This window comes from Myxococcus sp. CA056, assembly GCF_013336715.1.
Classification (GTDB): domain Bacteria; phylum Myxococcota; class Myxococcia; order Myxococcales; family Myxococcaceae; genus Myxococcus; species Myxococcus llanfairpwllgwyngyllgogerychwyrndrobwllllantysiliogogogochensis.
Genome location: NZ_JABUMT010000011.1, coordinates 118,926 through 144,055, shown reverse-complemented (window position 1 = coordinate 144,055; position 25,130 = coordinate 118,926). Strand labels below are relative to the sequence as shown.

Sequence of the window (25,130 nt, the reverse complement as noted above, 5' to 3'; positions counted from 1 at the left end):
TGTCCTCGGGTGGACCCAGACCCTCCCGGGCTCGAAGCGGGTGCCTCGCTACGAGCCGGTGGCGCCAGAGGGGGAGGGGGGCGCCTCCTGCTCGGGGAGGTAGAACGCCCCGGAGCGCGCGGCGAGCACCGCCGCGGTGAGCAGGCCCACCGTCAACCCGAAGACGGCGATGCCGGCCAGCGTCACCCAGTCGGTGACACCCGAGGGCTGGAACAGCGCGGTGAAGGGCGTGGCGAAATCGAAGCCCTTCTCGGGCGCCTTGCGCAGGTTCTGCACGGCGGTGAGCAGCGCTGTCGTCATCGCGCCCAGCACCATGCCCACGACGGCCGCGAAGGCGGCGCTGCCCATGAGGACGGGGCGGGTGACGGCGCGGGTGGTGGGGCGGCTCTGCACGTCGAAGTCCGGGTCCTTCACGCCCAGCGGCACGAAGCGCGCGAGCAGCAGCAGGCCGGGGATGCCGCCCACCATGGTGAACCAGAAGAAGGGCTCCCAGCCGATGGCGTACACGAGGAAGCCGGCGATGGGGCCCGCCACCACGCGCGGAATGGAGAAGAGGCTGGAGAGCAGCGCGAACTGGGTGGCGGAGAAGCGCTTCTGCGTCAGCCGCATCAGCAGCACGGAGAAGGCCCCGGTGCCCAGGCCCTGCGTCACGTTCTCGAAGCCGATGGCGATGTACATCAGCCACGGCGTGGGCGCCCCGGCGCGCGCGACGAGCACGTAGCCGATGTTGGACACAATCTGGATGACGCCGAACACCCAGAGCGCGCGGCCCAGGCCCAGCACCGTCGTCCACGCGCCTCCCACGAGCGTGCCGGCGATGGTGCCGAACAGGCCGATGGTGCCCAGGGCCACGCCCCGGTGCAGGTCGCTGTAGCCCATGTCCACCAGGAAGGGCCGCAAGAGCGTGCCGCCGAGGTTGTCGGCCAGCTTGTAGAGGAAGACGAAGGCGAGGATTTCGAGCGCCCGGTGCCGCGCGAGGAAGCCCACGAAGGGATACCAGACGGCGTCCTTGAGGGACTTCGGAGGCGTGAAGCGCTCCTCGGGCTCCGGCGCGAAGCGCGTGACGATGAGCATGGGCAGGTACAGCACCGCCAGCCCGATGACGACCCACTTCCACGACACGCGGCCCGCGAGCGTAATCGCCGCCGAGCCCGCGATGAACATGGCCGCGCGGTACACCGCCACGCGCGCGCCCACCGCCACGCCCTGCTCCTCCTTGCGCAGCACCTCCACCGCGTACGCGTCGATGGCGATGTCCTGCGTCGCCGCGGAGAACGCCACCGCCATGGCCAGCGCGCCCACCACCCACGCGGTCTCCGGATGTTCTCCGATGCCGGCCAGGGCCAATGTCGTGGCGAAGAGGGCCACCTGCGCCACCGCCATCCAGCCCCGCCGCCGGCCCCAGAAGGGCGGCACATAGCGGTCCATCAGCGGCGACCAGAGGAACTTGAAGGACCAGGGTGCCTGCGCCAGCGTGATGATGCCCACCACGCGGATGTCCACGCCGATGCTGCGCAGCCAGTCGGGGATGGCGATCCACACCAGGCCGAGCGGCAGGCCCGAGGAGAACGAGAGCAGCGTGACGGAGGCCGTCCGCCAGGAGGCCATGGCCCGCGCCAGACTGGCCCAGGTTCCCGGCCGCGCTGCCTGCTCTCCACTCTTGCCCTGCTGCTCGCTCATGGCGGCGGACTCTATACCAGCCGTGCTCGCGGCCCAGGGTGTCCCGCGCGCTTCCGCTCGGAGGGTTGGCCGGTTACCGGTCCAGCGCGGACATGTCCGGGCAGGAGCTGCGCAGGCCCTCGGTGGGGTTGAGGAAGTCCCAGCTCCGGGAGATGAACGTCACGCGGCCCTGCGCGTCCCAGCACTCGGTGTATTTGGCGCCCAGGATGTCGCCCTTGATGATCTCCAGGATGCCCGTCCCCCGGCCGTCCGGTGCCCAGCGCGTGGTGAGGGCCACGTCTTCGCGCAGTCCGCCCTGGACGAAGTCGGTGTCGAGGATCTGGAAGGTCATCTCCGCCAGGTCCCCCTCCGCCTCGCGGTAGATGTAGCGCGAAGGCAGCAGGGTGGGCACGTTGCTGACGAACACCAGCTCCACCCGCGTGGGGAGCTTCCGCGTCTGGTAGTGGATCTCCTCGCGGTCCAGGAAGGGGATGTCCAGGAAGCGCTCTTCCCGGGCCCGCTTCAGGTCCATGATGAGGCTGCCCTCTCCCTTGCGGACGCCGCCATTGGCCTGGAAGGAGCCCGACATGAAGCTCCACCACGCGTCCTCGCCCTCACCGACGTCCCGGTACTGGAGCTGGTAGTCGAACCGCTCCCCTTCACGCGTCATCACGAAGCGCGTGTCGAACTTCATGTCGTTGCGCCCCGGGATGGGCCCCCACACCCGACGGTCCGGCTCTCGCTTCGTGGGCGTGTACTGCTGGATGGCCTCCAGCGAGGAGAGGATTCCGTCCACCGCTTGGTTGAAGCGCAGGCCCGTCTCGTCCGTGTCGCCGACGATGCCCGACGAGTCCCCCAACCGTCCCGCCTGCTGCGCGGACTTGCTGGCCACACGTGCGCCCCAGGCTTCGCCTTGGGTCTTCCCCGGCATCGACGCCGTCAGGTCCTCGCGCCGGGGGAAGGCGTTGAGGAACTCCAGGTCGTCGTTGGAGAAGTCGCCGCCACATGCGGCCAGGGCCAGACACAGACAGATGGGCACCAGGTGTCGCATCGAACGCTCCCTCAAGGCTGATACGTGACGAGCGCGCCCAGCTCCCAGAAGCCCAGCGAGCGTTGCTCATCCACGGTGTAGAGGAGGTAGTGGAGCCGCGCGCGTCCCGTCACGTGCAGGCGCCGCAGGGGTTGCCACCGCAGGCCCGCCACCAGGCCCGGGGAGAACATCGCGTACTTCTGGTCCGGGTACGTCGCTTCCTCGAAGTCGCGGCGCATCACCAGATACGCCATGCGCGCGCCCACGAAGGGCGCCACGGTGCCTCGCGGCCACTCGGACGTGAGGGTCGTGCCCAGGCTCGTCACCGAATACTTGTAGGGCGGTCCACTCAGGGTCGGCAACGCCAGCAGCGCCTGTTTCCCGCCCACCGCCACGTCCACGCCCCACACCCAGTCGCGGCGGAAGTAGTCGTGAAGCTGCGCCTCCGCGCCCAGCATGCCCACCGACAGGAAGAGCGACTGGCGCGTGGGCGCATCGAAGAAGGACTGCACGCCACCGGACACGCCCACCGTCCACCACGCTCCGCCCTCCGGCGCCGCGCCCTTCACCGGGTCGTCCGAGAACGGCGCGTCTCGCAGCCGCGCCTCTTCCAGCACCACCTGCCGTCCCCGGGACACTTCCACTTCGCCGATGCGCAGCCGGTCCGACAGCCTTCGCTTCACGCGGTACGTGCCGGGCGCGAGCGCCACGCGGCGCTCCACGTCGGGCGTCTTGTCCAGCTCCGCCACCACCATGCCGCCCGGGTCCACGAAGTAATACATGCCCGCGGGCGCGAGCCCTGGCACCACCAGCCCGTCGCCGCCCGCGCGCAGGTCCGTCAGCACCAGGTCCCCGTTGCCGGCGAGGTCGTAGCTGAACGTCGGATGCTGAGCGCCCCCGCTGCTGGCCGCCGTGTCCGCCACCGTGCGGGCGTAGGCATGCGAGTACGCCTCGAACAGCGTCACGCGTCCGTCACCGCTGCGATCCGCGTCACCCAGCAGGCCACTGGCCAGATGGTGCGAGAAGTAGCTGCCGCGCAGCGCGTCCGACTCCTGCGAGTCCTCGTCCGCCGAACTGGAGGTGAGGATGACCAGGCCCCGCGCATCGCGCGCCGCGCCGGACTCGATTTCGAAGGCAGGTGCCCGTCGCGCGCCCTTGGTGCGCGTCAGCGCGCCAGAGCGGCACGAGTCGAGAATCGCGATGCGGATATCCGCGGGCGCGTTCGACAGCCGCTGCTTGAGGTCTTCGAAGCCCAGCCGCGTGTTGCCCAGGCGCAGCGTGCCGTCCTTCGCGTGGCCGGAGTAGTAGACGAGCAGCGCCGTGCGCTCACCTCGCGCCCGAGCCTCCTTCGCTCGGGCCTCCAACTGCGTCAGCGCCGCGAGGAAGTCCTTCGAGGACTCGTTGAGCAGCAGCATCGCGTCGCCGGGCGCGACACCGCCCAGGCGCGCCAGCAGGCCGTGCATCTTCCGCGCGTCGTCCTGTGCGAAGCGCAGGGGCCGCGTCTCGTCGCCGCCCTCGTCGTTGCCTGCCACCAGCGCGAAGCGGCGCAAGCTGTCCGCATGCGCGGCCGAGGCACCGAGCACGAGGAGGGCGGCCAGCGCGCGCCAGGAAGGAAGCAGGGGAGGGCTCATGGCTTGAACAGCACCCAGTGCGTCTGCGCACCCGGCACGTCGAGCTGGGACATCCGCTCCACCTCGCCGTTCGCCGCCGTGAACGCACGACGGGTCGCCTCCACCACCGACTCCACCGTGAACGATTCATCCCCGAGCACCAGCACCACGCGCTCGGCTCCAGAGCCGGTGAACTCCCAGCTTCCTTGCAGCCAGTGCAGGTCCTCGCCGGACTCCACGGGGGCGCTCGCGCCGGACTCCGGATGCAGCGCCGTCACCTCGCCGATGGCATCCACGGACACGGCGGCCACGTAGCGGTGGGTGCCCGCCTTGTAGCCCAGCATCACCCGCTCACCCGGTTCCAGGGCCTCGGGAGCCTCCGGCTTCACCTCGCGCTGGGGCCCGGGACCTCCGCCGATGCGCAGCTCCGCGATGTCCGCGCCGCCCTTGCTCCGGTCCCAACCCGGACCCTGATTCAGCAGCGGCCGGGCCAGCACCACCATCAGCACCGACGCGGCCAGCGCCACCGTCGGAGCGAGCCAGCGCCGGGGGGAGGGCTTCAGCGCGTCACGCCGCTGCTGTCGCTCCAACGCGCGCTGCACTCCCAGCTCGAAGCGCTCGAAGGGAAGCTCTGCTTCGAAGCGGGCCTGGTTCGACTCGAGGCCGCTCAGCACGGCGCCACACGTGTCGCAGCTCGCCGCGTGGGCGCGCGCGCGGGTGGCCTCGGGCGAGCCCAGCTCACCGGCCCTCAGGCGTCGCAGTGTCCACTCCGACTCGTGCGCGCTCATCGAACCCTCAGCTCCTCTCCACCCAGCGCGGCGAAGTGCTCCAGCCGCTTGCGAATCGTGGGCACCGAGCGCCCCAGCAACGCCGCCACCTCTTCCAACGTCATCCCATCCACGTGGTAGTGCACCACCGCCGCCTGCGTCTCCGCATCCACCCGGGACAGCAGCCGGCGCACCAGGTCCCGCGTCTCCATCTCTCCCGGACCCCCGTGGGCTTCCGGGCGCGCGGCCGCGTCCCGCTCGAACCACTGCCTCCAGCCCGCCCGCTCCGAGCGGAGCTGGTTGAGACAGTGGTGCGTGGCGATCTTCATCAGCCACGTCAGCGGCGAGGCATCCGCGCGGAAGTCGTCCGCGTGGACAAGCGCTCGGGCGAACACGTCGTGCATCGCGTCCTCCGCCCTCGCCGCGTCCTTCAACAGGTAGCGGCAGCGTCCCATCACGCTGCCGCCGTACCGCGTGTACAGGTCGCGCAGGAAGTCCCGCCGGTCCTGCTGGGGACCCCCCTGGATGACCCTGAGGGCCGGCTGGCGCGTTCCTGTCACGCGCCGCAGACTACCGCGAGCCGGCTCACAGCGTGGAGTAGACCGCCGTGCTGAAGCTGCCGCAGGCGCTCACCGTCCCGTAGCCGATGGCCGGGTTGTAGCTGACCGCGTGGTAGGCGCTGCGGAAGTTGCTGTCCCAGCACTCGTTGATGGTGGCCTCGCCGAACAGGTCTCCGCCCGACAGCTTGATGTCCGAGCGACCGAGGCCCGTGCGCTCCCAGCGGCTCTTGATGGACAGCTTCTCCAGCTTCGAGCGCGTCGGGTCCACGTCGATGTTCTGCTTCACGACGTAGTCCAGCTCGCCGCCGGTGCCCGGGGCCTGCTTGAAACGATAGTTCGCGCTCGCCAGGGTGCCTCCGCCGGCATCCACCTGGAAGTCCGCCTCCACGGAGGCCACCGCGTTCGGGGCCGTGCGCGCGTAGCGAATCTCCATCGTCGCCACGCCCGTCTCGCCCTCGTTGCCAGGCAGGGAGTTGTTCTTCTCCCAGTCGATGAGGAACTGTCCGGAGCCATAGCCGGAGCGGCGCTCGCCATCATCATCGACCGCCGCCGTGTGCGAGCCGGCCAGCACCGTCTTGAAGTTCGTGTCGGGCTCGATCTTCGCCTTGGCCGCCAGCACCCACCCGTAGGTGTCGTCATCGGTGCGCGTGACGGTCAGCTTCCAGGTGATGGGGCTCAGGGCCTCCGTGTGCGGACCCCACACCGCGACGTCGCCCTGGATGGAGGACGGCGGGTGCTTGACGATGGCCTCGATGAGGCCGAGCACTCCCAGCGTCCCACCGTTGATGCTCGCGGCGGCGGCCACGGTGAGCACGTAGTACTCCGACGTCTGGTTCTCGGCGGAGGCCGCGGTCAGTCCCTGACCGTCCGGGCCGGGCGAGGCCACTTCCACCATCTGCTTGGAGGGAAGTCCCTCGCGGAACGAATCGGCGTCCTGCTTCGAGTCAGGATCGCAACCGGCGAGCAACAGGGAGGCGCACAGCAGGCTCTTGCGCAGCATGGTCCTTCTACCTTTCGGATGGCCCCCGGCGGGCCGTGCAGCAGCGTGTTCGCCTCAATGGACACAGCCCCGCCGAAAAACAGAAAGCACGCCTGCCTGGTTCTGAAATGCGCTGGGATTCCAGGGGGTTGGAGGTCGCTCGGACGCCCCTCGGGCGACTTCACCCGGCCTTCGGACGGCGGAAATGCACCGTCCCTACCTTTCGCCCATGGAAAAACGACACCCCAACCATCCCGGGGAGATGGGCACGGACGCCTCGCTCGCGGAACGGGAGCGCACGGCGGATGAAATCAACGCCCGCGCACGGGCCGTGGGGCTGTTGCGCGACGCGGGGGTGCCCTTCGTGGTGGGAGGTGCGTACGCATACGCCACCTATACCGGCATCTACCGGGACACGAAGGACCTGGACCTGTTCCCCCGCAAGGCGGACGCGCTCCGGGCGCTCCAGGTGCTGGAGAAGGACGGCTGGCGCACCGAGCGCACCGACGAGGTGTGGCTCTACAAGGCCTTCAAGGGTGACTACTTCGTCGACTTCATCTTCTCGTCCGGCAACGGCGTGGCGGTGGTCGACGACGAGTGGTTCCAATTCGCCAAGACGGCCACCGTCTTCGGGCACGAGTGTCTGGTGGCGCCCGCCGAGGAGATGATCTGGTCCAAGGCCTTCGTCGTCGAGCGCGAGCGCTACGACGGCGCGGACGTCAACCACCTCATCCTCAAGGCGGGCCACGTCATGGACTGGGACCGGCTGATGCGCCGGTTCGACCGGTACTGGGAAGTGCTGCTCAGTCACCTGATGATGTTCCGCTTCGCCTATCCCTCCGAGAGGGACCTGGTGCCGGAGTGGGTGATGGCGGAGTTGATGCGCCGCACGCTGGACAGCATCCGCGAGGGGCGCTGGGAGGAGAAGCTGTGTCGCGGCAACCTCGTCTCCAAGGTGAACTACCACGTGGACATCCACCACTGGGGGTTCAGGGACGGGCGGGCCTGGGACGAAAACGAACGACAGCAGGGGGGCGAGCGTGGCGAGGGATCCGAGCTCGAAAATTCGATTGGCGGCAGTCGGTGACCTGCACTGCCGGGAGGACCAGCACGGACGCTTTCGCCACCTCGTCAAGCAGGTGAACGCCACGGCGGACCTGCTGGTGCTGTGTGGGGACCTCACGGACCGCGGCATGCTCGAGGAGGGCAAGGTGCTCGCCGAGGAGCTGTCCGCGCTGCGGGTGCCGTGCGCGGCGGTGCTCGGCAATCACGACTACGAGCACGGCCAGGTGAAGGACATCTGCGCGGAGCTCGCGAAGGTGGGCATCCACATCCTCGATGGGGACCACTTCATCTTCGAGAAGGTGCTCGGCGTGGCTGGCGTGAAGGGCTTTGGCGGCGGCTATGGCAACGCGACGTTGCAGGCCTTCGGCGAGGCGCAGACCAAGGGCTTCGTGCAGGAGGCGGTGACGGAGTCGCTGAAGCTGGAGGCGGCGCTGAGCCACCTCGACACGCCGAGGAAGATCATCATCATGCATTACTCCCCCATCCCGGAGACGCTGGAGGGGGAGAACATCGAGATCCGCCCCTTCCTCGGGACGAGCCGGCTGGCGATGCCCATTGATCACTACGGCGCGGAGGCGGTGTTCCACGGACACGCGCACCACGGCGCGCTCCAGGGCAAGACGAAGAACGGCATCCCCGTCTTCAACGTGGCCATGCCCCTGCTGGCCCGGCACACTCCCGACCAACGCTACGTGCTGCTGGAAGTGTGAGCCGGACTCAGGCGGTGACGACCATCCCGGCTTCCACCTTCACGGGCCAGGACGTCAGCGACGCACCGCTGCACGGGCCGCCGACGCACTTCCCGTCGTCGGGTTGGAACAGGGCGCCGTGCCACGCGCAGACGATGAGCTGCTTGTCCGGCGTCAGGTAGCGGTCCAACACGCGCGCCAGCGGGAGCCCGGCGTGGGGGCACCGGTCCACATAGCCGTGGACCTGGGTGCCCTTGCGCACGAGGAAGCCGTGGAAGAACGCCTCGCCAATCTGGAGCACGATGTTGCGCGAGCCCGGGTCCTCCAGCGAGTCCACCGGGCAGAGCTCGACGTCGGAGGGCGTCGTCCAGACGCGCTGCCTTGGAGGCAGGCTCAAGGCAGTCGGGCCTTCTCGAACCCGGCCCAGCAGTCGTCGTAGTCCAACTGCATCGCCGGCGTCTCCACCGCGAAGCGCGTGGGGCGGATGGTCCACCGGGACTCGAACATGAACGCGAGCGTGTCCTGAATCTTGTGCGGCTTCAGGTCCGCGCGGAGGGCCTGCTCGTAGCTCGCCCGGTCCGGACCGTGGCCGCTCATGCAGTTGTGCAGGGACGCGCCGCCCGGAGCAAAGCCTCCGGCCTTCGCGTCATAGACACCCTGCACCAGCCCCATGAACTCGCTCATCACGTTGCGGTGGAACCACGGCGGCCGGAACGTGTTCTCCGCCACCATCCACCGGGGCGGGAAGATGACGAAGTCGCAGTTGGCCGTGCCCGGTGACTCGCTGGGCGAGGTCAGCACCGTGAAGATGGACGGGTCCGGATGGTCGTAGCTCACCGTGCCGATGGTGTTGAACCGCGACAGGTCATACTTGTACGGCGCCAGATTCCCGTGCCACGCCACCACGTCGAGCGGGGAGTGGTCGAACTGGGACGCCCACAGGCGCCCCTGGAACTTCTGGACGACCAGCGTCGGGCGGTCCACGTCCTCGAAGGCGGCCACGGGCGTCAGGAAGTCGCGCGCGTTCGCCAGCCCGTTGGAGCCGATGGGCCCCAGGTCTGGCAGGCGGAAGAGGGCGCCGTGGTTCTCACAGATGTAGCCCGACACCGGCCCTTCGGGCAGCTCCGCCCGGAAGCGCACGCCCCGGGGCACCACGCCCATCTCGCCGGGCCGCAGGTCCAGCACGCCCAGCTCCGTCACGAGCGTCAGCCGCCCGGCCTGCGGAACGATGAGCAGCTCGCCGTCGGCGTCGTAGAACACCTTGTCCGTCATCGACCGGTTGGCGAGGTACAGGTGGATGGCGATGCCCGCCCCCGTGCCTGGATCTCCATTGCCCGCGTAGGTGACCAGTCCCTCGACGAAGTCGGTGGGCGCGGTCGGCGCCGGCTGGGGACTCCAGCGCAGGCGGTTGGGCGTGGGCGGGACCTCGTCGAACGGGCCACCGCGCAACAGGCCCTGGGGATGGACCTTGTACGCGGGATGGTTGGCGCTGGGCCGCAGCCGATACAGCCACGAGCGCTTGTTCTCCCGGCGCGCCACCGTGAAGGCCGTGCCGGAGAGCTGCTCCGCGTAGAGCCCGAACGGGGCGCGCTGCGGTGAGTTGCGCCCCACGGGCAGGGCACCCGGGACGGCCTCCGTGGCGAATTCATTGCCAAAGCCGGAGAGATAGTCACCGGGCGCCTGTCGGAGCCCGCTCTTCGGAGGTACCGCGGTTCGATTCTCGAGAGTCACCGTGTCGCTCCTCCGAAGTCGGGCCCGAGACTACTTCCGGGACTTGTCGACCTTGATGACGCCGCGGCGGATCTGATCCAGCTCGATGGACTCGAACAACGCCTGGAAGTTGCCGTTGCCGAAGCCCTCGTTGCCCTTGCGCTGGATGATCTCGAAGAAGATGGGCCCGAACAGGTTCTCGGTGAAGATCTGCAGCAGCAGGCCTTCCTGCTGATTGCCGTCGATGAGGATGCGGTTCTTCCGCATGCGCTCCAGGTCCTCGCCGTGGTTGGGGACGCGCGAGTCGACCAGGTCGTAGTAGGTCTCGATGGTGTCCTGGAGGTCCACGCCGCGAGCGCGCAGCTTCTCGACGGTGCTGTAGATGTCCTGCGTGGCCAGGGCCAGGTGCTGGATGCCCTCGCCCTTGTACTCGCGGATGAACTCCTCGATCTGCGACTTTTCGTCCTGGCTCTCGTTGAGCGGAATCCGGATGGCGCGGTCCGGCGCAATCATCGCCTGGCTGAACAGGCCCGTGGCCTGGCCCTTGATGTCGAAGTACTTCTGCTCGGTGAAGCCGAAGATGCGGTTGTAGAAGGACGACCACGTCCGCATCTCACCCCGGCGCACGTTGTGCGTCAGGTGGTCCAGCGACTCCAGGCCCACGCTGTTGCGGGCCTCGGCCTCGACGGCGCCGGGAATCTGCACCCAGGAGTCGTAGATGGTGCCGCTCGGACCGTGTCGGTCGATGAGATACAGCAGGCTGCCACCGATGCCCTGGAGGACATAGAAGCCCTCGCCCAGGGAGCTGGCGGCGGGGTCGGCCGGGATGGCGCCGCGCTCCAGCGCCATCTCGTACGCGGTGCGGGCATTGGCCACGCGGAAGGCCATCGCGTTGGCGGACGGACCGTGGGCGGCGCGGAACTCGGCGGCCTGGCCCGTGGTCTCCCGGCTGATGAGCAGGTTGATGTCACCCTGCTTGTAGCGAACCAGGTCCTTGCTCGGGTGCTTGGAGAAGGCGGTGAACCCCAGCATCTCCACCAGCTTCACCATTGCCTCGGGGGCGGGGCTCGTGAACTCCACGAACTCGAAGCCATTCAGTCCAAGAGGGTTTTCCGCCGTGCTCATCATGACCCAGCCTCCGCGAAACGTCTGCGAGTGTGCCTTGGAAGGTAGGGAGTGGCGGCCAGGGAGGAAAGCACAAAGCACTGCCAGAGAATGTCAGGCCCTTTCACAATCTCCAGAGGGAGGGCCCACGCGAATGCGCACGGGTGGCGCGTCAAACGCGGCACCGCGTCGCGTCACCTACGGAGGGTCGTGGATTGTCACAGCAGGAGCGGGCTCATCCTCACGGACCGCGCGCTTCCGTGGGCTCCGGTGCGGGGGCGCCTTCCATCAGGTCTTCAGCCCGCACCGGCAGCACGAGTCCTTCGATGGAGACCTCCATCACCTCGGGTCCCGAACCCCGCACGTAGCTCAAGCCCGACGAGTCGGGCACGTCGCCGCCCAGCCACAGTCGCGCCAGCTCGCGTCCATCCGCGCCCAGCAGCACCGCGCCGCGTGAGGCCTCGTCGATGCCGTACTTCGCCCAGCTTCGTGGCTTTGCGTCTCCGAAGCTCGTGGCCTTCAGTGCGCCCAGTGCGCGCAGCAGGGAGACGACGCGGAAGTGCTGGGCCTTGCCTTGCTTCGGTGACTCCACCCGCCACGACTCCGTGCCGCCATCCGTCTCCGAGGCGTTGACCAGGATGATGGGGGCCGCGCCTCCGCCAGGGTGGAACACCACGCGTCGCACGTCCTCGCGCCGGAAGCTCAGCACGTGCTTGTCCTTCAATTCGTGGACGTCCACGTCGAGCACCGTGAGCGCGCCGTCCGACACCTCGGCCAGCACCGCGTCCGGGCCCTGCTCCCGCAGCGCGTGGATGCGCGGAGTGCCGTCCTCCATCACCTGGGCGAGTCGGATGCGCACGGGTTCGCCCGAGAGCGGAGTGAAGCGCGCATCGACGAGCGGCGACTCCAGTCCCAGCTTCTTCCGCATCTGCGCGGAGTCCGAGGGGAAGGCGAGCGCCCGGTGCTCCTTCAAGTTTTTCAACAATGTCGCCACCCGAGCCTCGTCCGCGCGCTCGGCCACGGGTTTCGTCAGGCGCCACTTCGTCGTGCCCGTCTCGTGCTGCAGCACGTAGCTTCGCTCCTGGGCCCGCACCTCGATGGTCGCGAGCGCGGTCGCCTCCAGTCCGCCGAGCAGCTCCTTCGAGCGCAGCGCGAAGGTGTCCTTGTCCAGGCTCCATCGCACCGAACCCTGGGCCGCGTAGACCTTCGAGTCCCCGTCACGACGCACGTACACGGACCCGTCGAAGGTGTTCTCGACGCCGCCGTGTAGCGTCACCGTGTGCTGGCGGCTCGGGACGTCTTCACCTCCGCCGCTCGCGTCCGGCAGGAAGGCGTGTGCTGTCACGCTGAAGACGGGCGACTTGAGGCCGTACTTCTCCAGGTCGGCGTCGGTGGGCGCGTCGTTCACCAGGGGGCTCGACGCGGTGCTCCCCAGCGTCTCCAGCAGGGCCTCCACCGCGGCGGCCTCCGCGCGAGCCTTCACGGGAACGACGATTTGCCACGCGCCATCCGGCTCGCGCGCCAGCTCCGTGGTGTCGCCCTGGGCCCGCACGGTGATGCGAGTGAACACGGGCGCGGCGGCCTTCGCCCCCTGTGTCGCGCTGGACGGCGGGGCGAACAGTTTCTCTGACACCGCCGGGGTCTCGGAGCCTCGCCGCGAGGTGCCGTCGGAGCACGCGGACAAGGTCAGTCCTCCCGCGCCCAGCGCGAGGACCGCCACCGTCACGAACGCCTTGCCCGTGGCGCTCACTTGTTCCGCCGGGTCAGCCAGATGGCCAGTCCCAGGCCCATCATGGTGAGGGGGAGCAGGTCGGTGGAGATGAAGCGGATGTGGTCCATGTCGTCCGCGTCCAGCTCCAGCGTCGACACCTCGCGGTCCGGGGGGCGCAGGGTGACCTTGGTCACCTGATTGGAGGCCCAGCCCAGCGCGTTCATCACGAGGTTGCGGTTGGGCTCATGGCCCCAGTTCGGATCCAACAGCAGCTCCGCGTCACCCATCACCACGAGTCGCGCCTCGTCGAAGCGCTTGTTGGCGGCGTTCTTCGTGTCGCGGACGATGGCGGCCACGAGCGTGAGCTGGCCCGTCTTTTCGCCATCGGAGGGGACCGCGTTCTCCTCCGGCTTGGTCTCCACCCAGCCGTACTGAGAGGTGTGCACCACGGGCTCCACGCGCACGCCTTCCGCGAATCCCTCGCGCAGCAGCGTGAGGCTGCGCGGCGTGGGCAGCTCCACGTTCAGCCCGCGCTGCCGCAGCGGGAGCACCATCGCGTGGTTGCTGTAGAACCGCGAGAGCACCACGTAGGGATTTCCGCTGTTGAACTGCGCGTCGGCGGCGATGCCCTCGTCGAGCTGGATGCCGTACTCGGCCAGCAACCCGCCCAGACCGTCCTCCAACCCCGCGTCCGTGAAGTAGAGCAGCCTGCCGCCGCCCGCGAGGTACTTGCTCAGCACCTCCACCTCCGGCGTCGTGAAGCGCGCGCGAGCACCCGCGATGATGACCAGCGAGGCATCCCGGGGCACGTCCGTCGCGCCCGCCAGGTACATGGCCTCCGCGCCGTAGCCCTCCTGAAGTAGCTGCCTGCGCAGCTCGGACATGGTGGCGCCCGGGTCATTCGGGGCCGCTTCGTCCTTGGCCAGCGGCCACTCACCGTGGCCGGTGACGAAGTACACCCGCTGCGTGCCCACCGCGTTCAGCTTGATGAGCGCGTTGGTCAGGTCCTGCTCGGAGACGGCCTGCAGCGTCGTGTGCGCCTCGCCACGCACCAGCACCACGCTCGCCTGACCCTCCTTGAGCTGGTACTTCGCGGCCAGGTCCGGGCTGCGGCGCGCGTCCTTGAACGTGTACTCGAAGTGCTCCGGCGCCTGCGCGCGGTAGCGCTGGAACAGCGTGTCCAACAGGCCGTAGGACTCGTGCGTCGGAGGCACGAAGCCAATGGCGAGGACCTTCTCTGGCAGGGCCTCCAGCGTGGCGAGCGTCTGCGGCGCCAGCGTGTGGATGCGCCCCTTCGTCAAATCCCAGCGAGGACTCTTCTGGAAGGCGACGTAGTTGAGCGCCACCAGCGCGAGCAGGGCGGCGAACACGGTGAGTCCCGTGCGCAGGAAGAAGAAGCTCGAGCGGTGCGAGGCGAGCTTGCCGAAGTGCTTCAGGTTCGTCGCCAGGTACACGCCGAGCAGCACAAGGCCCACAGTCGCCTTCACACCCGCGGCAATGGGGTTGCCGGAGGTGACGAAGAGGGTGAAGGGGCTCGACAGCAGCAGCAGGAGCCCGAAGGCGCCCAGGTATCGACCGAGGAGGGTCGCATTCATGTGCGGGGATTCCCTTTCGCGTGAGCGCGGGCCATGTCAGGCCCAGCGCCGCGCTTCCACGGTGCGGTGGGTGAGCAGCAGCGAGAAGACGATGACGGAGGCGAAGAACACGAGCGTCTGCACGTCGAGGATGCCCTTGAGCATGTTCTGCAACTGCGCGTCGAAGGACAGGTACGTCAGCACCGAGCGCAGCGGCTCCTCCGTGGCCTGCGCCACGCCCGACAGCAGCATCCACGGCAGCAGCACCGCGAAGGTGAGGAAGGCCGCCAGCATCTGGCTCTCCGTGAGCGCGGAGATGAACATGCCCACCGCCATGCACGTGGCGCCCCACAGCAGGATGCCGCCGTAGCCCAGGAGCACGGTGGGCCACTCCAGCGCGGTGCCGGACTCCGCATGGCCGAACGCGGAGAGCACCAGCGGGAAGATGAGCGTGAGGCCCAGCGTCGCGGAGATGATGCCCAGTCCGCCCAGGTACTTGCCCAGGACGATTTCGATGGGGCGCACTGGCGCGGTCATCAGCAGCTCGAACGTCTTGTTGCGCTTCTCCTCCGCGAACAGCCGCATGGAGAGGAAGGGCGCGATGAAGAGGGTGATGATGATGACCATGCCCCACAGTTGCACCATCACCCCGTCGGTGAGGTTGCGGTAGGCGGTCATGTCCGGAGGCATCATCGCCCACGTGACTTCCCGTGCCTGCTCCTGCACCTGCTGGAACGTCGCGAGCAGGTTCACGAAGAAGAAGGACGAGAGCGCCACCATCGCCGTGAAGACGCCATAGGCCCACGGGGTGGTGAAGAAGAGGGACAGCTCCTTGCGAGCGATGGCCAGGGCGATGCGCATGGACCGGGGGGTTCCTTGAAGGAGGGGACGGGCGTCGCGCTCAGGCGGCGGTCAGCTTGATGAAGACCTCTTCCAGCGACGCGCTCTCCGAGGTGCCCTGGGAGCCGGCCAGCTTGCGGAGGTCGTCGTAGGCGACGATGCGCCCTTGGTTGAGGATGAGGACCTTCTCGCACGTCATCGTCACTTCCGGGAGGATGTGCGTGGAGAGGATGACGGTGTGCTTGCCCGCGAGGCTCTTGATGAGCGCGCGCACCTCCGCGCGCTGCGCGGGATCCAGCCCTTCCGTCGGCTCGTCGAGGATGAGGACCTGGGGCGAGCCGAGCAGCGCCTGCGCGATGCCGACGCGCTGCTTGTAGCCCTTGGACAGGTTCTGGATGAGGCGGCCGAGCACGTGCGTGACGCCGGTGAGGCCGGCCACCCGCTCGACTTCGCCCTTGAGTTCCCGGGCGGGCAGGCGCTTGAGCGCCGCGACGAACTTCAGGTACCCGTGCACCGTCATGTCCGGATAGAGGGGCGGCGCCTCCGGCAGGTAGCCGATGCGGCGCTTCACCTCCAGCGGGTGCGTGAAGACGTCGAAGCCTCCCACGCGGGCGACTCCCTCCGAGGGCGGGAGGAAGCCGGTGAGAATCTTCATCGTGGTGGACTTGCCCGCGCCGTTGGGCCCGAGGAAGCCGAGGATTTCGCCCTCTTCGACGCTGAAGGTGAGGTCGTCGATGGCCACGCGGTCGCGATACCGCTTGGTGAGGTGCTGTACCTCGATCATCGCCATGGGCAGGCTCCAGGAGAGACGCGCTCGACCCTGGGCCGCCGGCCGTGGAGGTGTTTCTCGGACGGCCCGGGCAGACCGTCGCCGACTATAGGGGCCGACCTTGGGGTGTCAAGGCGACGCCCGGCTCCCGGCTCGGGTGCTTCACCGCGCTGGCCGGGCTCCTGCAAGACTGCGCTTCGGTGTGGTTCCCCGGACACGCCCAACAGGGGTAGTGAGACGCTCATGCCTATCGTGGTCCAGAAGTACGGCGGCTCGTCGGTGGCCGACGTGGAGAAGATTCGCAAGGTGGCGCGCAGGGTGAAGGACAAGCGCGACGCCGGGTACCAGGTGGTGGTGGTGGTGAGTGCCATGGGCGACACCACGGACGAGCTGCTCGCCCTGGCCAAGCAGGTGTCCCCGGACCCCGCGCGGCGCGAGCTGGACATGTTGTTGACGTGCGGTGAGCGCATCTCCATGGCGCTGCTCTCCATGGCGCTCCAGGAGATGGAGGTGCCGGCCATCAGCTTCACGGGCAGCCAGAGCGGCATCATCACCAACGACGCGCATGCACAGGCGCGCATCGTCGAGGTGCGGCCCTATCGCATCCACGACGAGCTGGCGCGCGGCAAGGTCGTCATCGTCGCCGGCTACCAGGGCGTCTCCTACAAGAAGGAAGTGACGACGCTGGGGCGCGGAGGCTCGGACACGACGGCTGTGGCGCTGGCGGCGGCGCTGGAGGCGGAGGCGTGTGAAATCTACTCCGACGTGGATGGCATCTTCAGCGCGGACCCGCGCGTGGTGCCGGATGCGCGCAAGCTGGAGTCGCTCAGCTACGACGAGATGCAGGAGCTGGCGAGCGCGGGCGCCAAGGTGCTCAACGCGCAGGCGGTGGAGTGGGCGAAGTCGCGCGGCATCGCCATCCTCGCGAGGACGGCGCATGCCCCGGGCAACGGCACGGTGGTTCGCGAGCTGACGGCGCCCTCGGACAGTCGGGTGAAGGGCGTGACGGCGGACTCGGAGCTGGCGGTGCTGGCGGTGGGCGAGCAGGTGCCGCTGCCGGAGCTGTTGGAGTTCCTCGACGCCCGAGGCGTGCGAGGCCGCTCCCTGGGCTTCGACGGGCTGCCGGGGGGCACGGCCCACGCGTACCTCCTGGTTCCGCTGGCGGACATCCACGGGCCGGAGGCGCTGCGCAAGGAGCTGGCCACACGCTTCGACGGAGCGGTGTCATGGCGCGAGGAGCTGGGCACCGTCACCTGCGTGGGCGTGGGGCTCAACGCGGACTGGGCGCCGCTGAGGCAGTCCCTGGCGGCGGCGGAGGAACTCGGCGCGAAGGTGCATGCGGCCCACACGTCACCGCTCCAGCTCACGCTGCTCGTGGACAAGCCCCACCTCAAGCCGCTGACGGCGAGGCTGCACCGGGAGCTGCTCGGCGCGTGACGTCCAACGAGTCGCGGTCCATCGACAGCAAGCTGTCGCCGCGCGTGGACCGAGGGGCGCACGGGAGAGGACCTCCTCGTATCCAGCCGGGAGGTCCTCTCTCGACGACGCTATTCGGTGAGCGCCGCGGTGGCGGCCTGGGCATCCGAGGGGCAGTCGGACTCCACCGCGCCGACGTCGGGCGCCGAGCCGCAGAAGGGCAGGCCCAGGTCCATGCCCCGGTCGACCGCACCCGTGCCGGGCATGAAGGTGTTCGTGTCCACCAGCGCGTTGGCGGACTCCGCGGAGCTCACGTCCTGGCCTTGCTGCTTCCACGCGGCCAGCAGCTCACCCACCCAGGAGTCCTCGGGGATGAAGAAGTTGCCCTTCGTGAAGTTCGCGCCCTGCAGGTACACGTTGGCGGCCAGGTCCAGCCCGGAGGTGTAGGGCCCCAGGTTGACGGCGTTGCGCGTGGCGAAGAGGTTGTTTCGCACCGCCACGTTGGTGGAGTCGCCACCGGTGCCATGTCCGAGCACCAGCGCGAAGCCCTTCGTCCCGGTGACGGTGTTGTGCAGCACGCGCACGTCGACGCCGTTCTCGATGCGGATGGCGGAGCCCTCGGGCATCTTCAGCGAGTGGACTCGGTTGCGTCGCACGGAGATGTTGGTCGGCGGGGCGCCCACCCGGTTGCCGCCCACGGCGATGCCCAGCGCGGCGTCCGAGATGTCGTTGTCCTCCAGGACGACGTTCTTCGCGGAGTAGTGCACCACCACCGCCTCACCTCGTGACGTCGAGGACTTGGTGAAGCCGTGCATGCGGTTGCCGCGCACGGTGACGTCGTGGCACGTCTTGATGTCCACGGCGTTCTCACGGTTGTCGTACATGTGATTGGCTTCGATGAGGACGCCGCTGGCGGGCGCGTCGTTGCTGAAGCCCTCGGGCCCGAGGCACTGCACGGAGTCGCCCGAGTTGTCGTGGATGTCGTTGCCGCGCACGGTGATGTCCTTCGACGTGGGGGCGATGACGACGCCGTGCGAGTCGTCGGACCCTCGAGCGAAGTGATGGATGTGGTTGTTCTCGATGGTGACGCCGCGCGCGCTGGCGTCCGTGCTGATGCCGCTGCCGAAGGCGCCGTGGTGCAGGTCGTTGTTCGCGAGCACCGTGCCCTGGGTGTCTCCGGCGAAGGTGACGGCGATCTGCCGCTGGCTCTTCACGTCGAACTCGAAGCCCTCGATGCGCCAGTTCGGGCGCTGCACCAGGACCATGTACCAGCCGCTGGAGGTGGGAACGAGCTTGGGCTTGCCCTCGCCGAGCAGGGTGATGGGCGCGCTGGTGGTGCCGGCGCGGACGTTGGAGTCGAGCACCAGCTTCTCCGCATAGGTGCCCTGCTGGACGCGGATGATTTCACCGGGGCCCACCAGGGTGAGCGCCTTGGCGATGGTGCGCAGCGGACTGGCTTGCGAGCCGGCGGCGGTGTCGTTGCCCGACGGGCTGACGTACCACTCGCGCGAGTACCGAGGCGGGGCTGGCTCCTCGGGCGTGGGAAGGGGCGAAGGTGTGGTGGGCTCCGGGGACGGCGTGGGCACCTGCGTCACGGGAGGCGTCGTCGGCTCGGGAGAGGGCTGGGTCGGGGGAGGCGTGGGACGGGTGGGGAGGGAAATGGTGCCCGAGGGGGAGGGGGGCTCCTTGTTTCCGTTACAGGCGAGGGCCCCCACGGAGAAAGCTCCGATGAGGCACAGGCTGCGCAGCGTGGACATGGGGGTCGACTCCTCTGGGGGTTGAGCGAGCCAAGGAACGTTCGGGAGGGCGAGCGGTATTCTGCTGGCCTGTGCCGTACGGCCCCTCGTGAAGCAGGCGGCCTGTCATCCTTCCCGCGCGTGATGCACTGGTGAAGGAGCGCCGTGGCTCGGTGCTCATTCGCTACCACGAACCCGATGCGAAATGGAAAGGGACCGCCGGCTGCTCTCCTGCCAAAGCGCGAGTGCTCGTGGGGACTGTCGTGGAGCGACGGAGCCGGCGTCCTCGCGAGAGTGTCAGCTGGCACGCAGTGGTGAGGGCCTGGAGGGCAAGACGGGAGCCGAGGCCCGCGTGCCTACAGTGCGCTCCCTCGCACGGCGGCAGTCACGTGGACATCGTGCGACCTGACCCGACTGGAGGAACGCCCATGGCCCTGCAGAATGACTACAAGGACGTGCTCGACGTGGCGAAGACGATTGGCGCGAAGGTCGAGTCCCGCGAGGAGAATGGAAAGCTCACCCTCAAGGGCTCGGTGGACTACGCGTGGGACCGCGACCGCATCTGGGACCAGATCAAGGCGAAGCACACGCAGTGGCAGCAGGAAGTCATGGTGAACCTCACCGTGACGCACGCGGAGCCGTACGGCGTCTACACGGTGAAGTCCGGCGACACGCTGGGCAAGCTGGCCAAGGACATCTACGGCGACGTGAAGCTGTACCCGAAGATTTTCGAGGCCAACAAGGACCAGCTCAAGGACCCGGACCACATCAAGGTGGGCCAGGTGCTCAAGCTGCCGCCCAAGTCCATCGCCCAGGCTTGAGCGCTCCGTCGTGTCGGGGGAGCCTCGGGGCTCCTTCGATGCACGGGGTGCTCACGCGTGAGCGGTTCGTCGTGTCGAGGTGAGCCCGTGGAGCAGGCGCGGGGCTTCGTATGCCTCCGTGCGGGCGACCTCTGGCGCGAGGTGCGCTGGCTCGTGAGTCGCGGCCCGCTGCTCTCCGGTTCTTCGAAGAGGGGCGTGCGAGTCCGGCTCAGGGAAGCAGCCCCGGGATGCTGCCCCCGGGCCTGGGACCGATGTGGAACCGGATGCTGCCCGGCGCCAGTGTGCATGCGGGCGGATGGGGCGCGTGGAAGGCACCGTGCCGGGGCGGTGTGCACAGTCCCAGCAGCTGCATCGTGGAGTACGGCGACGAGGGCTGCTCGAGATAGGTCTCCACCGTGTTTCGTGGCGGTGGTGGTTCCTCGTCGGTCGTCGCTGGCTCGTCGAGCACGGCGAGAGCGTCCTCCGGCAGTGGACTCGTGTCCGGAACGAAGGAGATGCCCTCGGGAATGGGCTCCTCGCGGTCCGGTCGCCCGATGATGTTCTCGATGCGCTCGGTGCCCTCGTCCTTCACGGCGCGAGGCGCGGTTGCACACGCGCCCAGGAGCGACGCCGCCAGGAGCGTGGAGAGCACTCGGCGCGAATGGAACGGAGACGGAAGGGGCATGGGCGTCAGGGCCCTTGGCGACATTCGGCCGGATGCCGGACATGTTCCCTCGGGAAGAGGGGTCCGGGGAAGAGGCGCAGGTCCTCGCCGCGGGGGAAGTCGGTCTTGGGACATCACTCGGACTCCTGAGGACTCTCGTCACAGGCTTCGTCCGAAGCGCACGCAGCGCAACGTCGCGAGCCAACGCCTTCCTCCATCCTGGGGGTGGGGCGGTGGAGTCGTGAGAGCGCCTCTCACGAGAGAGAGGATGAGGCCTCGTCAGGATGCCCGCCCTTCGTGAAGCGGCCTTCCGTGGTCCTCGGCCCGCGCCATTCCTAGCTTGCCCGGGAGTGGAGCGCGGAGGTCGTCGACCATGCTGTGTCAGAACTGCCGGACCCGTCCAGCCGCGGTCATGCTCAAGAAGCGGATGAACGGGCAGGAAGCCATCCTCAACTTCTGCAACCACTGCGCGAGCGCGATGGGCGTGGGGCTGGGGGACGCCAAGGGGTTCGGCAGCCTGGAGAGCCTCGTCGAGCAGATGATGGGCCCTCGCCCTCGGGGCCGGGAGAATCTGCTGACGCAGCTGTCGGAGATGGCGCAGCAGGTGCTGGAGCGCTCGGCGCGGATGACGCTCGACTCGGGCTACGAGCGGATGCGCATCGAGCACCTGTTGCTGTCCTTGCTCCACTCCGTTCCGGAGCTGCGCGAGTCGCTGAAGCACGCAGGCGCGCCCGTGGACGAGTTCGAGGCGCGCCTGGACGCGGTGATGCCCCGCCGCGAGCCGCGCAAGGCCCAGGGGGTGACGCTGTCCTCGGGCGTCAAGCGCGTGCTCCAGATTGCCCGCCTCCAGGCGCTCCAGATGGGGCATAGCTTCATTGGACCGGAGCACCTGCTGCTCGGCATCCTGATGGAGGCGGAGAGCTACGCGGCGCAGTTCCTCTCGGGCGTCGACGTCAATGAGCTGCGCAAGCGCCTGGTCGCCTCGGTGGGCGGCCCCGCGGCGCCCTCGGCGGGAGTCGGTGGGCGGCAGGGAAGCGGAGGGCTTCCGCCGAACCTGACACGCTTCACCAGGGACTTGTCGGTGCTGGCGCGCGCGGGAGAGTTGGACCCGGTCATCGGGCGCGAGAAGGAAATCAGTCGCGTCATTCGCATCCTGAGTCGCAAGACGAAGAACAATCCGGTGCTCATCGGTGAGCCGGGCGTGGGCAAGACGGCCATCGCGGAGGGGCTGGCCCAGCGCATCGTCGCGGGAGAGGTCCCCGAGGTGCTCAAGGACAAGCGCGTGCTGTCGCTGGACCTGGGGAGTGTCCTGGGCGGCACGAAGTTCCGGGGCGAGTTCGAGGAGCGCTTCAAGGGACTGATGGACGAGATTCGCGCCCTCAAGGGGCAGATCATCCTCTTCATCGACGAGGTGCACACGGTGGTGGGCGCCGGCGGTGCCGAGGGCGCGGTGGATGCGTCCAACCTGCTCAAGCCGGCGCTGGCTCGCGGAGAGCTGCAGTGCCTGGGGGCCACGACGCTGGATGAGTATCGGAAGAACATCGAGAAGGACGCCGCCCTGGAGCGCCGCTTCCAGCCCGTCATGGTGGCCGAGCCCACGCCGGAGCAGGCCATCGAAATCCTGCGAGGACTGCGCGATGCGTACGAGGCGCATCACCGCGTGAAGATTCTCGACACGTCGCTCACCGCGTCCGTCGAGCTGTCCGACAAGTACGTCAATGACCGGTTCCTGCCGGACAAGGCCATCGACCTGCTCGACGAGGCCTCGGCCATGGTGCGGCTGGGCGCACGCACCGCGCCGGACCGGCTGGGTGAGGTGGAGGCGATGCTCGCGCAGAAGGAGAAGGACAAGAGCGCGGCGGTGGCAGGGGAGCGCTACGAAGAGGCGAGCCGACTCAAGGGCGAACTCGACACGCTGCGCACGGAGCTGGAAGGCCTGCGCACGCAGTGGCAGCTCAAGCGAGGTGTCACCGAACCCGCCGTGACGCCGGAGGACATCGCCACGGTGGTGAGCGAGTGGACGGGCATCCCCGCGCGGAAGCTGCAACAGGAAGAGGGACAGCGACTGTTGGAGATGGAGGATGCGCTGAAGCAGCGCGTGGTGGGACAGGAGGACGCACTGCGCGCCATCTCCGAGGCGGTGCGCCGGGCTCGCGCGGGCTTGAAGGACCCGAATCGTCCCATCGGCTCGTTCCTGTTCCTGGGGCCCACGGGCGTGGGCAAGACGGAGACGGCGCGCGCGCTGGCCGAGTATCTGTTCAACGACGAGGCCGCGATGATTCGCCTGGACATGTCCGAGTTCCAGGAGCGCCACACGGCGAGCCGGCTCATCGGCGCGCCCCCGGGATATGTGGGCTACGAGGATGCGGGGCGACTCACGGAAGCCGTGCGTCGCAGGCCGTACTCGGTGCTGCTCTTCGACGAGGTGGAGAAGGCGCACCCGGACGTGTTCAACCTGTTGCTGCAGATTCTCGACGACGGGCGGCTCACGGACTCACGCGGCCGCACCGTGGACTTCAAGAACGTGGTCATCATCATGACGTCCAACCTGGGCTCGGAGGCGATGGGGGCCGCGAGGGCGGCGCTCGGCTTCCAGAACTCGGGGGACGAGGAGCGGACGGTCAGGGAGCGGGCCAGCGAGGCGGTGATGAACGCGCTGCGCGGACACTTCCGGCCGGAGTTCATCAACCGCATCGACGAAATCATCGTCTTCCATCCGCTCAACCCCGAGCAGCTCCGACGCATCGTCGACACGATGCTGGAGGCCACGCGCCGCAAGCTGCACGGGCAGAACGTGGGCCTGGAGTTGACGGACGCGGCGCGCGACTCGCTGGCCGAGAGGGGGTTCGAGCCCCGCTATGGCGCACGTCCCCTTCGCCGCGTCATCCAGCGCGAGCTGGAGACGGAGCTCAGCCGGATGATGCTGCGCGGTGAGCTGAGTGAGGGCCAGCGCATCCGGGTCGACTTCCAGGACGGACACTTCGTCTTCAAGGCGGAACCGGGAGCGCCCGCGGAGGCGGAGCCGAAGCCCCCCGAGACTCCTGTTCCACCCGCCACGTGAGTGGCTCGACGCGCGCGGTGGTGCTGCTCAGGGCGAGGCGCGGGTGTTGTCGAGAATCCACGCGAGATAGGGCGCGTGGCCATCGGCGATGTCGACGCGGAGCACCTCGGGCACCTGGTAGGGGTGGAACTCGATGATGCGGGCGCGCAGGGTGTCGAAGAGCGCGGCTCTCGTCTTGAAGAGGATGAGTGCCTCCGCGTCGTCCTGCACCTTGCCCTCCCAGCGATAGATGGAGCGAAGGCCGGGGAGGATGTTGCCGCAGGCGGCGAGCTGTTCTTCCACGATGGTCCTCGCCAGCTCCGCGGCCTTGTCGGCGGAGGGCGCGGTGACGAGGACCAGGATGGCGTCGGTCATGGCGCCCGAGTCACCGCCCGGCGCTGCGCATGCCGCCGGTGGGGGGCTGGTGGAGCGTGTCCATTTCCTGCCGCGTGCGTCGGCGGTCAGGGGTGTCCTTGGGCAGCTCCACGAAGGTGCACATCTCGCAGAGGCGGCTGTAGATGCGCTCGCCCACGCGCTCGCGCAGCAGCTCCGCTTCCTTCACCACCGCCTTGGCGTCTTCCGTCGTCCGGTAGCCGGTGGGGCCCAGGGGGCGCTGCTTCTTCTCCGGCTCCAGCGAGTAGTTCGTCGCGAACAGCGTGGTGCGGCCCGCGTTGTAGCGGCGGGCGATGAGCTCATCCAGCGTCTCCATCTCGAACGGGCTGCCGCGTCCCTTGCCCAGTTCGTCGATGGCCAGCACCTCCACCTCCGACAGCGGCCCGATGATTTCTCCGCCGCTCTTGCCGTCCTGGAAGCCCCGCCGGATGGTGGCGTAGAGGAGCGAAATCTCCACGTAGCGCGCGCGCACTCCCATCTCGATGACGAGGTGGCCCAGCGTGGCCGCGAGCAGGTGCGTCTTCCCGGTGCCCACCGGGCCGCTCAGGATGAAGCCCTTGGACGTGGCGCCCTTCACGTACTGGTGGCCGAAGTGCATCGCCACCCCGCGGCCCCGGTCCTGGGCCTCGTTGAAGGCGCGGTAGTTGTCGAAGGACGCGTGCGCCACCACGCCGGGCAGCCGCACGTCGTTGAAGATGGTCACCCGCCGCATCCGCCGCGTGCAGGTGCAGGGCTCCATCACCTCGTAGCGCTTGGGCCCCACCTTCTGGCTGAAGACGCCCTCTCGCTCCACCAGCACATGGCCGCGCCCGCCGCAGATGGAGCAGTTCTCCGAGCATGCGCACACGCGCGCCTGCGCCTGGTCTCCGTGCCGTTCGATGACATACGTCCGGCCGGCACAGACGCGGCACCCCTCCCCAGTCGCCTTCGCTCCCACACCCGTCTCGCGCATCGCCATAGCAGAGCCCTTCCCCGCCTCCTCGCAAACTGAACGGGCGAGCAGTAGTTGTGTCG

The 25,130-nt window shown here is 68.6% G+C and carries 22 protein-coding genes; 5 read left to right on the top strand and 17 right to left on the bottom strand.

All coding sequences use genetic code 11. The annotated features are described in order from the left end of the window. Positions 1 to 48: 48 nt before the first annotated feature. From HUA76_RS32825 to HUA76_RS32800, 6 genes are all read right to left on the bottom strand, one after another. Positions 49 to 1,680, bottom strand: a complete 1,632-nt coding sequence (locus tag HUA76_RS32825) for an MFS transporter (protein ID WP_174463072.1) — start codon at positions 1,678 to 1,680, stop codon at positions 49 to 51. 73 nt (positions 1,681 to 1,753) lie between these two features. Further along, positions 1,754 to 2,710, bottom strand: a complete 957-nt coding sequence (locus HUA76_RS32820; RefSeq protein WP_174453599.1) for a hypothetical protein — start codon at positions 2,708 to 2,710, stop codon at positions 1,754 to 1,756. A gap of 11 nt (positions 2,711 to 2,721) precedes the next feature. Further along, positions 2,722 to 4,320 (bottom strand): caspase family protein, encoded by a 1,599-nt coding sequence (locus tag HUA76_RS32815; RefSeq protein ID WP_174453600.1) that lies wholly within the window; start codon positions 4,318 to 4,320, stop codon positions 2,722 to 2,724. Next, the gene (locus HUA76_RS32810; protein WP_174463071.1) at positions 4,317 to 5,087 is read right to left on the bottom strand and encodes an ACP synthase; all 771 of its coding nucleotides are present in this window, start codon (positions 5,085 to 5,087) and stop codon (positions 4,317 to 4,319) included. The genes HUA76_RS32815 and HUA76_RS32810 overlap by 4 nt, the downstream gene beginning before the upstream one ends. After that, positions 5,084 to 5,626, bottom strand: coding sequence for a sigma-70 family RNA polymerase sigma factor (locus HUA76_RS32805; protein ID WP_174453602.1), 543 nt, complete (start codon positions 5,624 to 5,626; stop codon positions 5,084 to 5,086). Before HUA76_RS32805 ends, HUA76_RS32810 begins: the two co-directional genes overlap by 4 nt. 25 nt (positions 5,627 to 5,651) lie before the next feature. Continuing rightward, the gene (locus HUA76_RS32800; RefSeq protein WP_141644817.1) at positions 5,652 to 6,626 is read right to left on the bottom strand and encodes a hypothetical protein; all 975 of its coding nucleotides are present in this window, start codon (positions 6,624 to 6,626) and stop codon (positions 5,652 to 5,654) included. Positions 6,627 to 6,834: 208 nt separating this feature from the next. On the opposite strand from HUA76_RS32800, the gene HUA76_RS32795 reads away from it, so the two are divergent. Both HUA76_RS32795 and HUA76_RS32790 read left to right on the top strand, forming a co-directional pair. Then, the gene (locus tag HUA76_RS32795; protein ID WP_371745463.1) at positions 6,835 to 7,692 is read left to right on the top strand and encodes a nucleotidyltransferase; all 858 of its coding nucleotides are present in this window, start codon (positions 6,835 to 6,837) and stop codon (positions 7,690 to 7,692) included. Next, positions 7,676 to 8,380, top strand: coding sequence for a metallophosphoesterase (locus HUA76_RS32790; RefSeq protein WP_141644819.1), 705 nt, complete (start codon positions 7,676 to 7,678; stop codon positions 8,378 to 8,380). Before HUA76_RS32795 ends, HUA76_RS32790 begins: the two co-directional genes overlap by 17 nt. A 7-nt stretch (positions 8,381 to 8,387) precedes the next feature. Here the strand turns inward: HUA76_RS32790 and HUA76_RS32785 are convergent, their stop codons facing one another. The 7 genes from HUA76_RS32785 to HUA76_RS32755 form a co-directional block, all read right to left on the bottom strand. Beyond that, positions 8,388 to 8,756, bottom strand: coding sequence for a Rieske (2Fe-2S) protein (locus HUA76_RS32785; protein WP_141644820.1), 369 nt, complete (start codon positions 8,754 to 8,756; stop codon positions 8,388 to 8,390). Further along, on the bottom strand, positions 8,753 to 10,090 hold the full coding sequence (gene hmgA / locus HUA76_RS32780; protein WP_174453603.1) for a homogentisate 1,2-dioxygenase: 1,338 nt from the start codon (positions 10,088 to 10,090) through the stop codon (positions 8,753 to 8,755). The genes HUA76_RS32785 and hmgA overlap by 4 nt, the downstream gene beginning before the upstream one ends. 30 nt (positions 10,091 to 10,120) lie before the next feature. After that, entirely contained in the window at positions 10,121 to 11,197 is a 1,077-nt protein-coding gene (gene hppD, locus HUA76_RS32775) for a 4-hydroxyphenylpyruvate dioxygenase (RefSeq protein WP_174463070.1), read from the bottom strand. A gap of 217 nt (positions 11,198 to 11,414) precedes the next feature. Further along, the gene (locus HUA76_RS32770; protein ID WP_174463069.1) at positions 11,415 to 12,923 is read right to left on the bottom strand and encodes a DUF4340 domain-containing protein; all 1,509 of its coding nucleotides are present in this window, start codon (positions 12,921 to 12,923) and stop codon (positions 11,415 to 11,417) included. Continuing rightward, entirely contained in the window at positions 12,920 to 14,479 is a 1,560-nt protein-coding gene (locus tag HUA76_RS32765; protein ID WP_174463068.1) for a Gldg family protein, read from the bottom strand. The genes HUA76_RS32770 and HUA76_RS32765 overlap by 4 nt, the downstream gene beginning before the upstream one ends. Positions 14,480 to 14,515: 36 nt before the next feature. Then, a complete protein-coding gene (locus tag HUA76_RS32760) occupies positions 14,516 to 15,319 on the bottom strand; it encodes an ABC transporter permease (protein ID WP_174463067.1) in 804 nt (267 codons plus the stop codon). 40 nt (positions 15,320 to 15,359) lie between these two features. Further along, positions 15,360 to 16,082, bottom strand: a complete 723-nt coding sequence (locus HUA76_RS32755) for an ABC transporter ATP-binding protein (protein WP_141644831.1) — start codon at positions 16,080 to 16,082, stop codon at positions 15,360 to 15,362. A 228-nt stretch (positions 16,083 to 16,310) separates the two neighbouring features. Here HUA76_RS32755 and HUA76_RS32750 point away from each other — a divergent pair, with 228 nt between their 5' ends. Beyond that, positions 16,311 to 17,504 carry an aspartate kinase gene (locus tag HUA76_RS32750; RefSeq protein WP_141644826.1) on the top strand — a complete coding sequence of 398 codons (1,194 nt, stop codon included), beginning with the start codon at positions 16,311 to 16,313 and terminating at the stop codon, positions 17,502 to 17,504. Between the two features lie 110 nt (positions 17,505 to 17,614). Here the strand turns inward: HUA76_RS32750 and HUA76_RS32745 are convergent, their stop codons facing one another. Next, on the bottom strand, positions 17,615 to 19,240 hold the full coding sequence (locus HUA76_RS32745) for a nitrous oxide reductase family maturation protein NosD (RefSeq protein ID WP_174463066.1): 1,626 nt from the start codon (positions 19,238 to 19,240) through the stop codon (positions 17,615 to 17,617). Positions 19,241 to 19,647: 407 nt separating this feature from the next. Between HUA76_RS32745 and HUA76_RS32740 the strand changes: the two genes are divergently transcribed. Then, positions 19,648 to 20,040, top strand: a complete 393-nt coding sequence (locus HUA76_RS32740) for a LysM peptidoglycan-binding domain-containing protein (protein WP_174463065.1) — start codon at positions 19,648 to 19,650, stop codon at positions 20,038 to 20,040. 208 nt (positions 20,041 to 20,248) lie between these two features. Here the strand turns inward: HUA76_RS32740 and HUA76_RS32735 are convergent, their stop codons facing one another. Further along, positions 20,249 to 20,671: a hypothetical protein gene (locus HUA76_RS32735; RefSeq protein ID WP_174463064.1), complete on the bottom strand. Its 423-nt coding sequence runs from the start codon at positions 20,669 to 20,671 to the stop codon at positions 20,249 to 20,251. Positions 20,672 to 21,056: 385 nt separating this feature from the next. Between HUA76_RS32735 and HUA76_RS32730 the strand changes: the two genes are divergently transcribed. After that, the gene (locus HUA76_RS32730) at positions 21,057 to 23,744 is read left to right on the top strand and encodes an ATP-dependent Clp protease ATP-binding subunit (RefSeq protein ID WP_174463063.1); all 2,688 of its coding nucleotides are present in this window, start codon (positions 21,057 to 21,059) and stop codon (positions 23,742 to 23,744) included. A gap of 27 nt (positions 23,745 to 23,771) precedes the next feature. Here HUA76_RS32730 and cutA read toward each other — a convergent pair whose 3' ends face one another. Both cutA and HUA76_RS32720 read right to left on the bottom strand, forming a co-directional pair. Then, positions 23,772 to 24,098 carry a divalent-cation tolerance protein CutA gene (gene cutA, locus HUA76_RS32725; RefSeq protein ID WP_174463062.1) on the bottom strand — a complete coding sequence of 109 codons (327 nt, stop codon included), beginning with the start codon at positions 24,096 to 24,098 and terminating at the stop codon, positions 23,772 to 23,774. 10 nt (positions 24,099 to 24,108) lie between these two features. Then, the gene (locus HUA76_RS32720) at positions 24,109 to 25,074 is read right to left on the bottom strand and encodes an ATP-binding protein (protein WP_174453613.1); all 966 of its coding nucleotides are present in this window, start codon (positions 25,072 to 25,074) and stop codon (positions 24,109 to 24,111) included. Between the last annotated feature and the right edge of the window lie 56 nt (positions 25,075 to 25,130).

Coding starts and splice junctions, on each gene's coding strand:
- HUA76_RS32730 (WP_174463063.1), top strand. CDS start 21,057: ATGCTGTGTCAGAACTGCCGGACCCGTCCAGCCGCGGTCATGCTCAAG.
- HUA76_RS32750 (WP_141644826.1), top strand. CDS start 16,311: ATGCCTATCGTGGTCCAGAAGTACGGCGGCTCGTCGGTGGCCGACGTG.
- HUA76_RS32755 (WP_141644831.1), bottom strand. CDS start 16,082: ATGATCGAGGTACAGCACCTCACCAAGCGGTATCGCGACCGCGTGGCC.
- cutA (WP_174463062.1), bottom strand. CDS start 24,098: ATGACCGACGCCATCCTGGTCCTCGTCACCGCGCCCTCCGCCGACAAG.
- HUA76_RS32795 (WP_371745463.1), top strand. CDS start 6,835: ATGGAAAAACGACACCCCAACCATCCCGGGGAGATGGGCACGGACGCC.
- HUA76_RS32810 (WP_174463071.1), bottom strand. CDS start 5,087: ATGAGCGCGCACGAGTCGGAGTGGACACTGCGACGCCTGAGGGCCGGT.
- HUA76_RS32800 (WP_141644817.1), bottom strand. CDS start 6,626: ATGCTGCGCAAGAGCCTGCTGTGCGCCTCCCTGTTGCTCGCCGGTTGC.
- HUA76_RS32765 (WP_174463068.1), bottom strand. CDS start 14,479: ATGAATGCGACCCTCCTCGGTCGATACCTGGGCGCCTTCGGGCTCCTG.
- HUA76_RS32740 (WP_174463065.1), top strand. CDS start 19,648: ATGGCCCTGCAGAATGACTACAAGGACGTGCTCGACGTGGCGAAGACG.
- HUA76_RS32760 (WP_174463067.1), bottom strand. CDS start 15,319: ATGCGCATCGCCCTGGCCATCGCTCGCAAGGAGCTGTCCCTCTTCTTC.
- HUA76_RS32825 (WP_174463072.1), bottom strand. CDS start 1,680: ATGAGCGAGCAGCAGGGCAAGAGTGGAGAGCAGGCAGCGCGGCCGGGA.
- HUA76_RS32745 (WP_174463066.1), bottom strand. CDS start 19,240: ATGTCCACGCTGCGCAGCCTGTGCCTCATCGGAGCTTTCTCCGTGGGG.
- HUA76_RS32820 (WP_174453599.1), bottom strand. CDS start 2,710: ATGCGACACCTGGTGCCCATCTGTCTGTGTCTGGCCCTGGCCGCATGT.
- HUA76_RS32720 (WP_174453613.1), bottom strand. CDS start 25,074: ATGGCGATGCGCGAGACGGGTGTGGGAGCGAAGGCGACTGGGGAGGGG.
- HUA76_RS32815 (WP_174453600.1), bottom strand. CDS start 4,320: ATGAGCCCTCCCCTGCTTCCTTCCTGGCGCGCGCTGGCCGCCCTCCTC.
- hppD (WP_174463070.1), bottom strand. CDS start 11,197: ATGATGAGCACGGCGGAAAACCCTCTTGGACTGAATGGCTTCGAGTTC.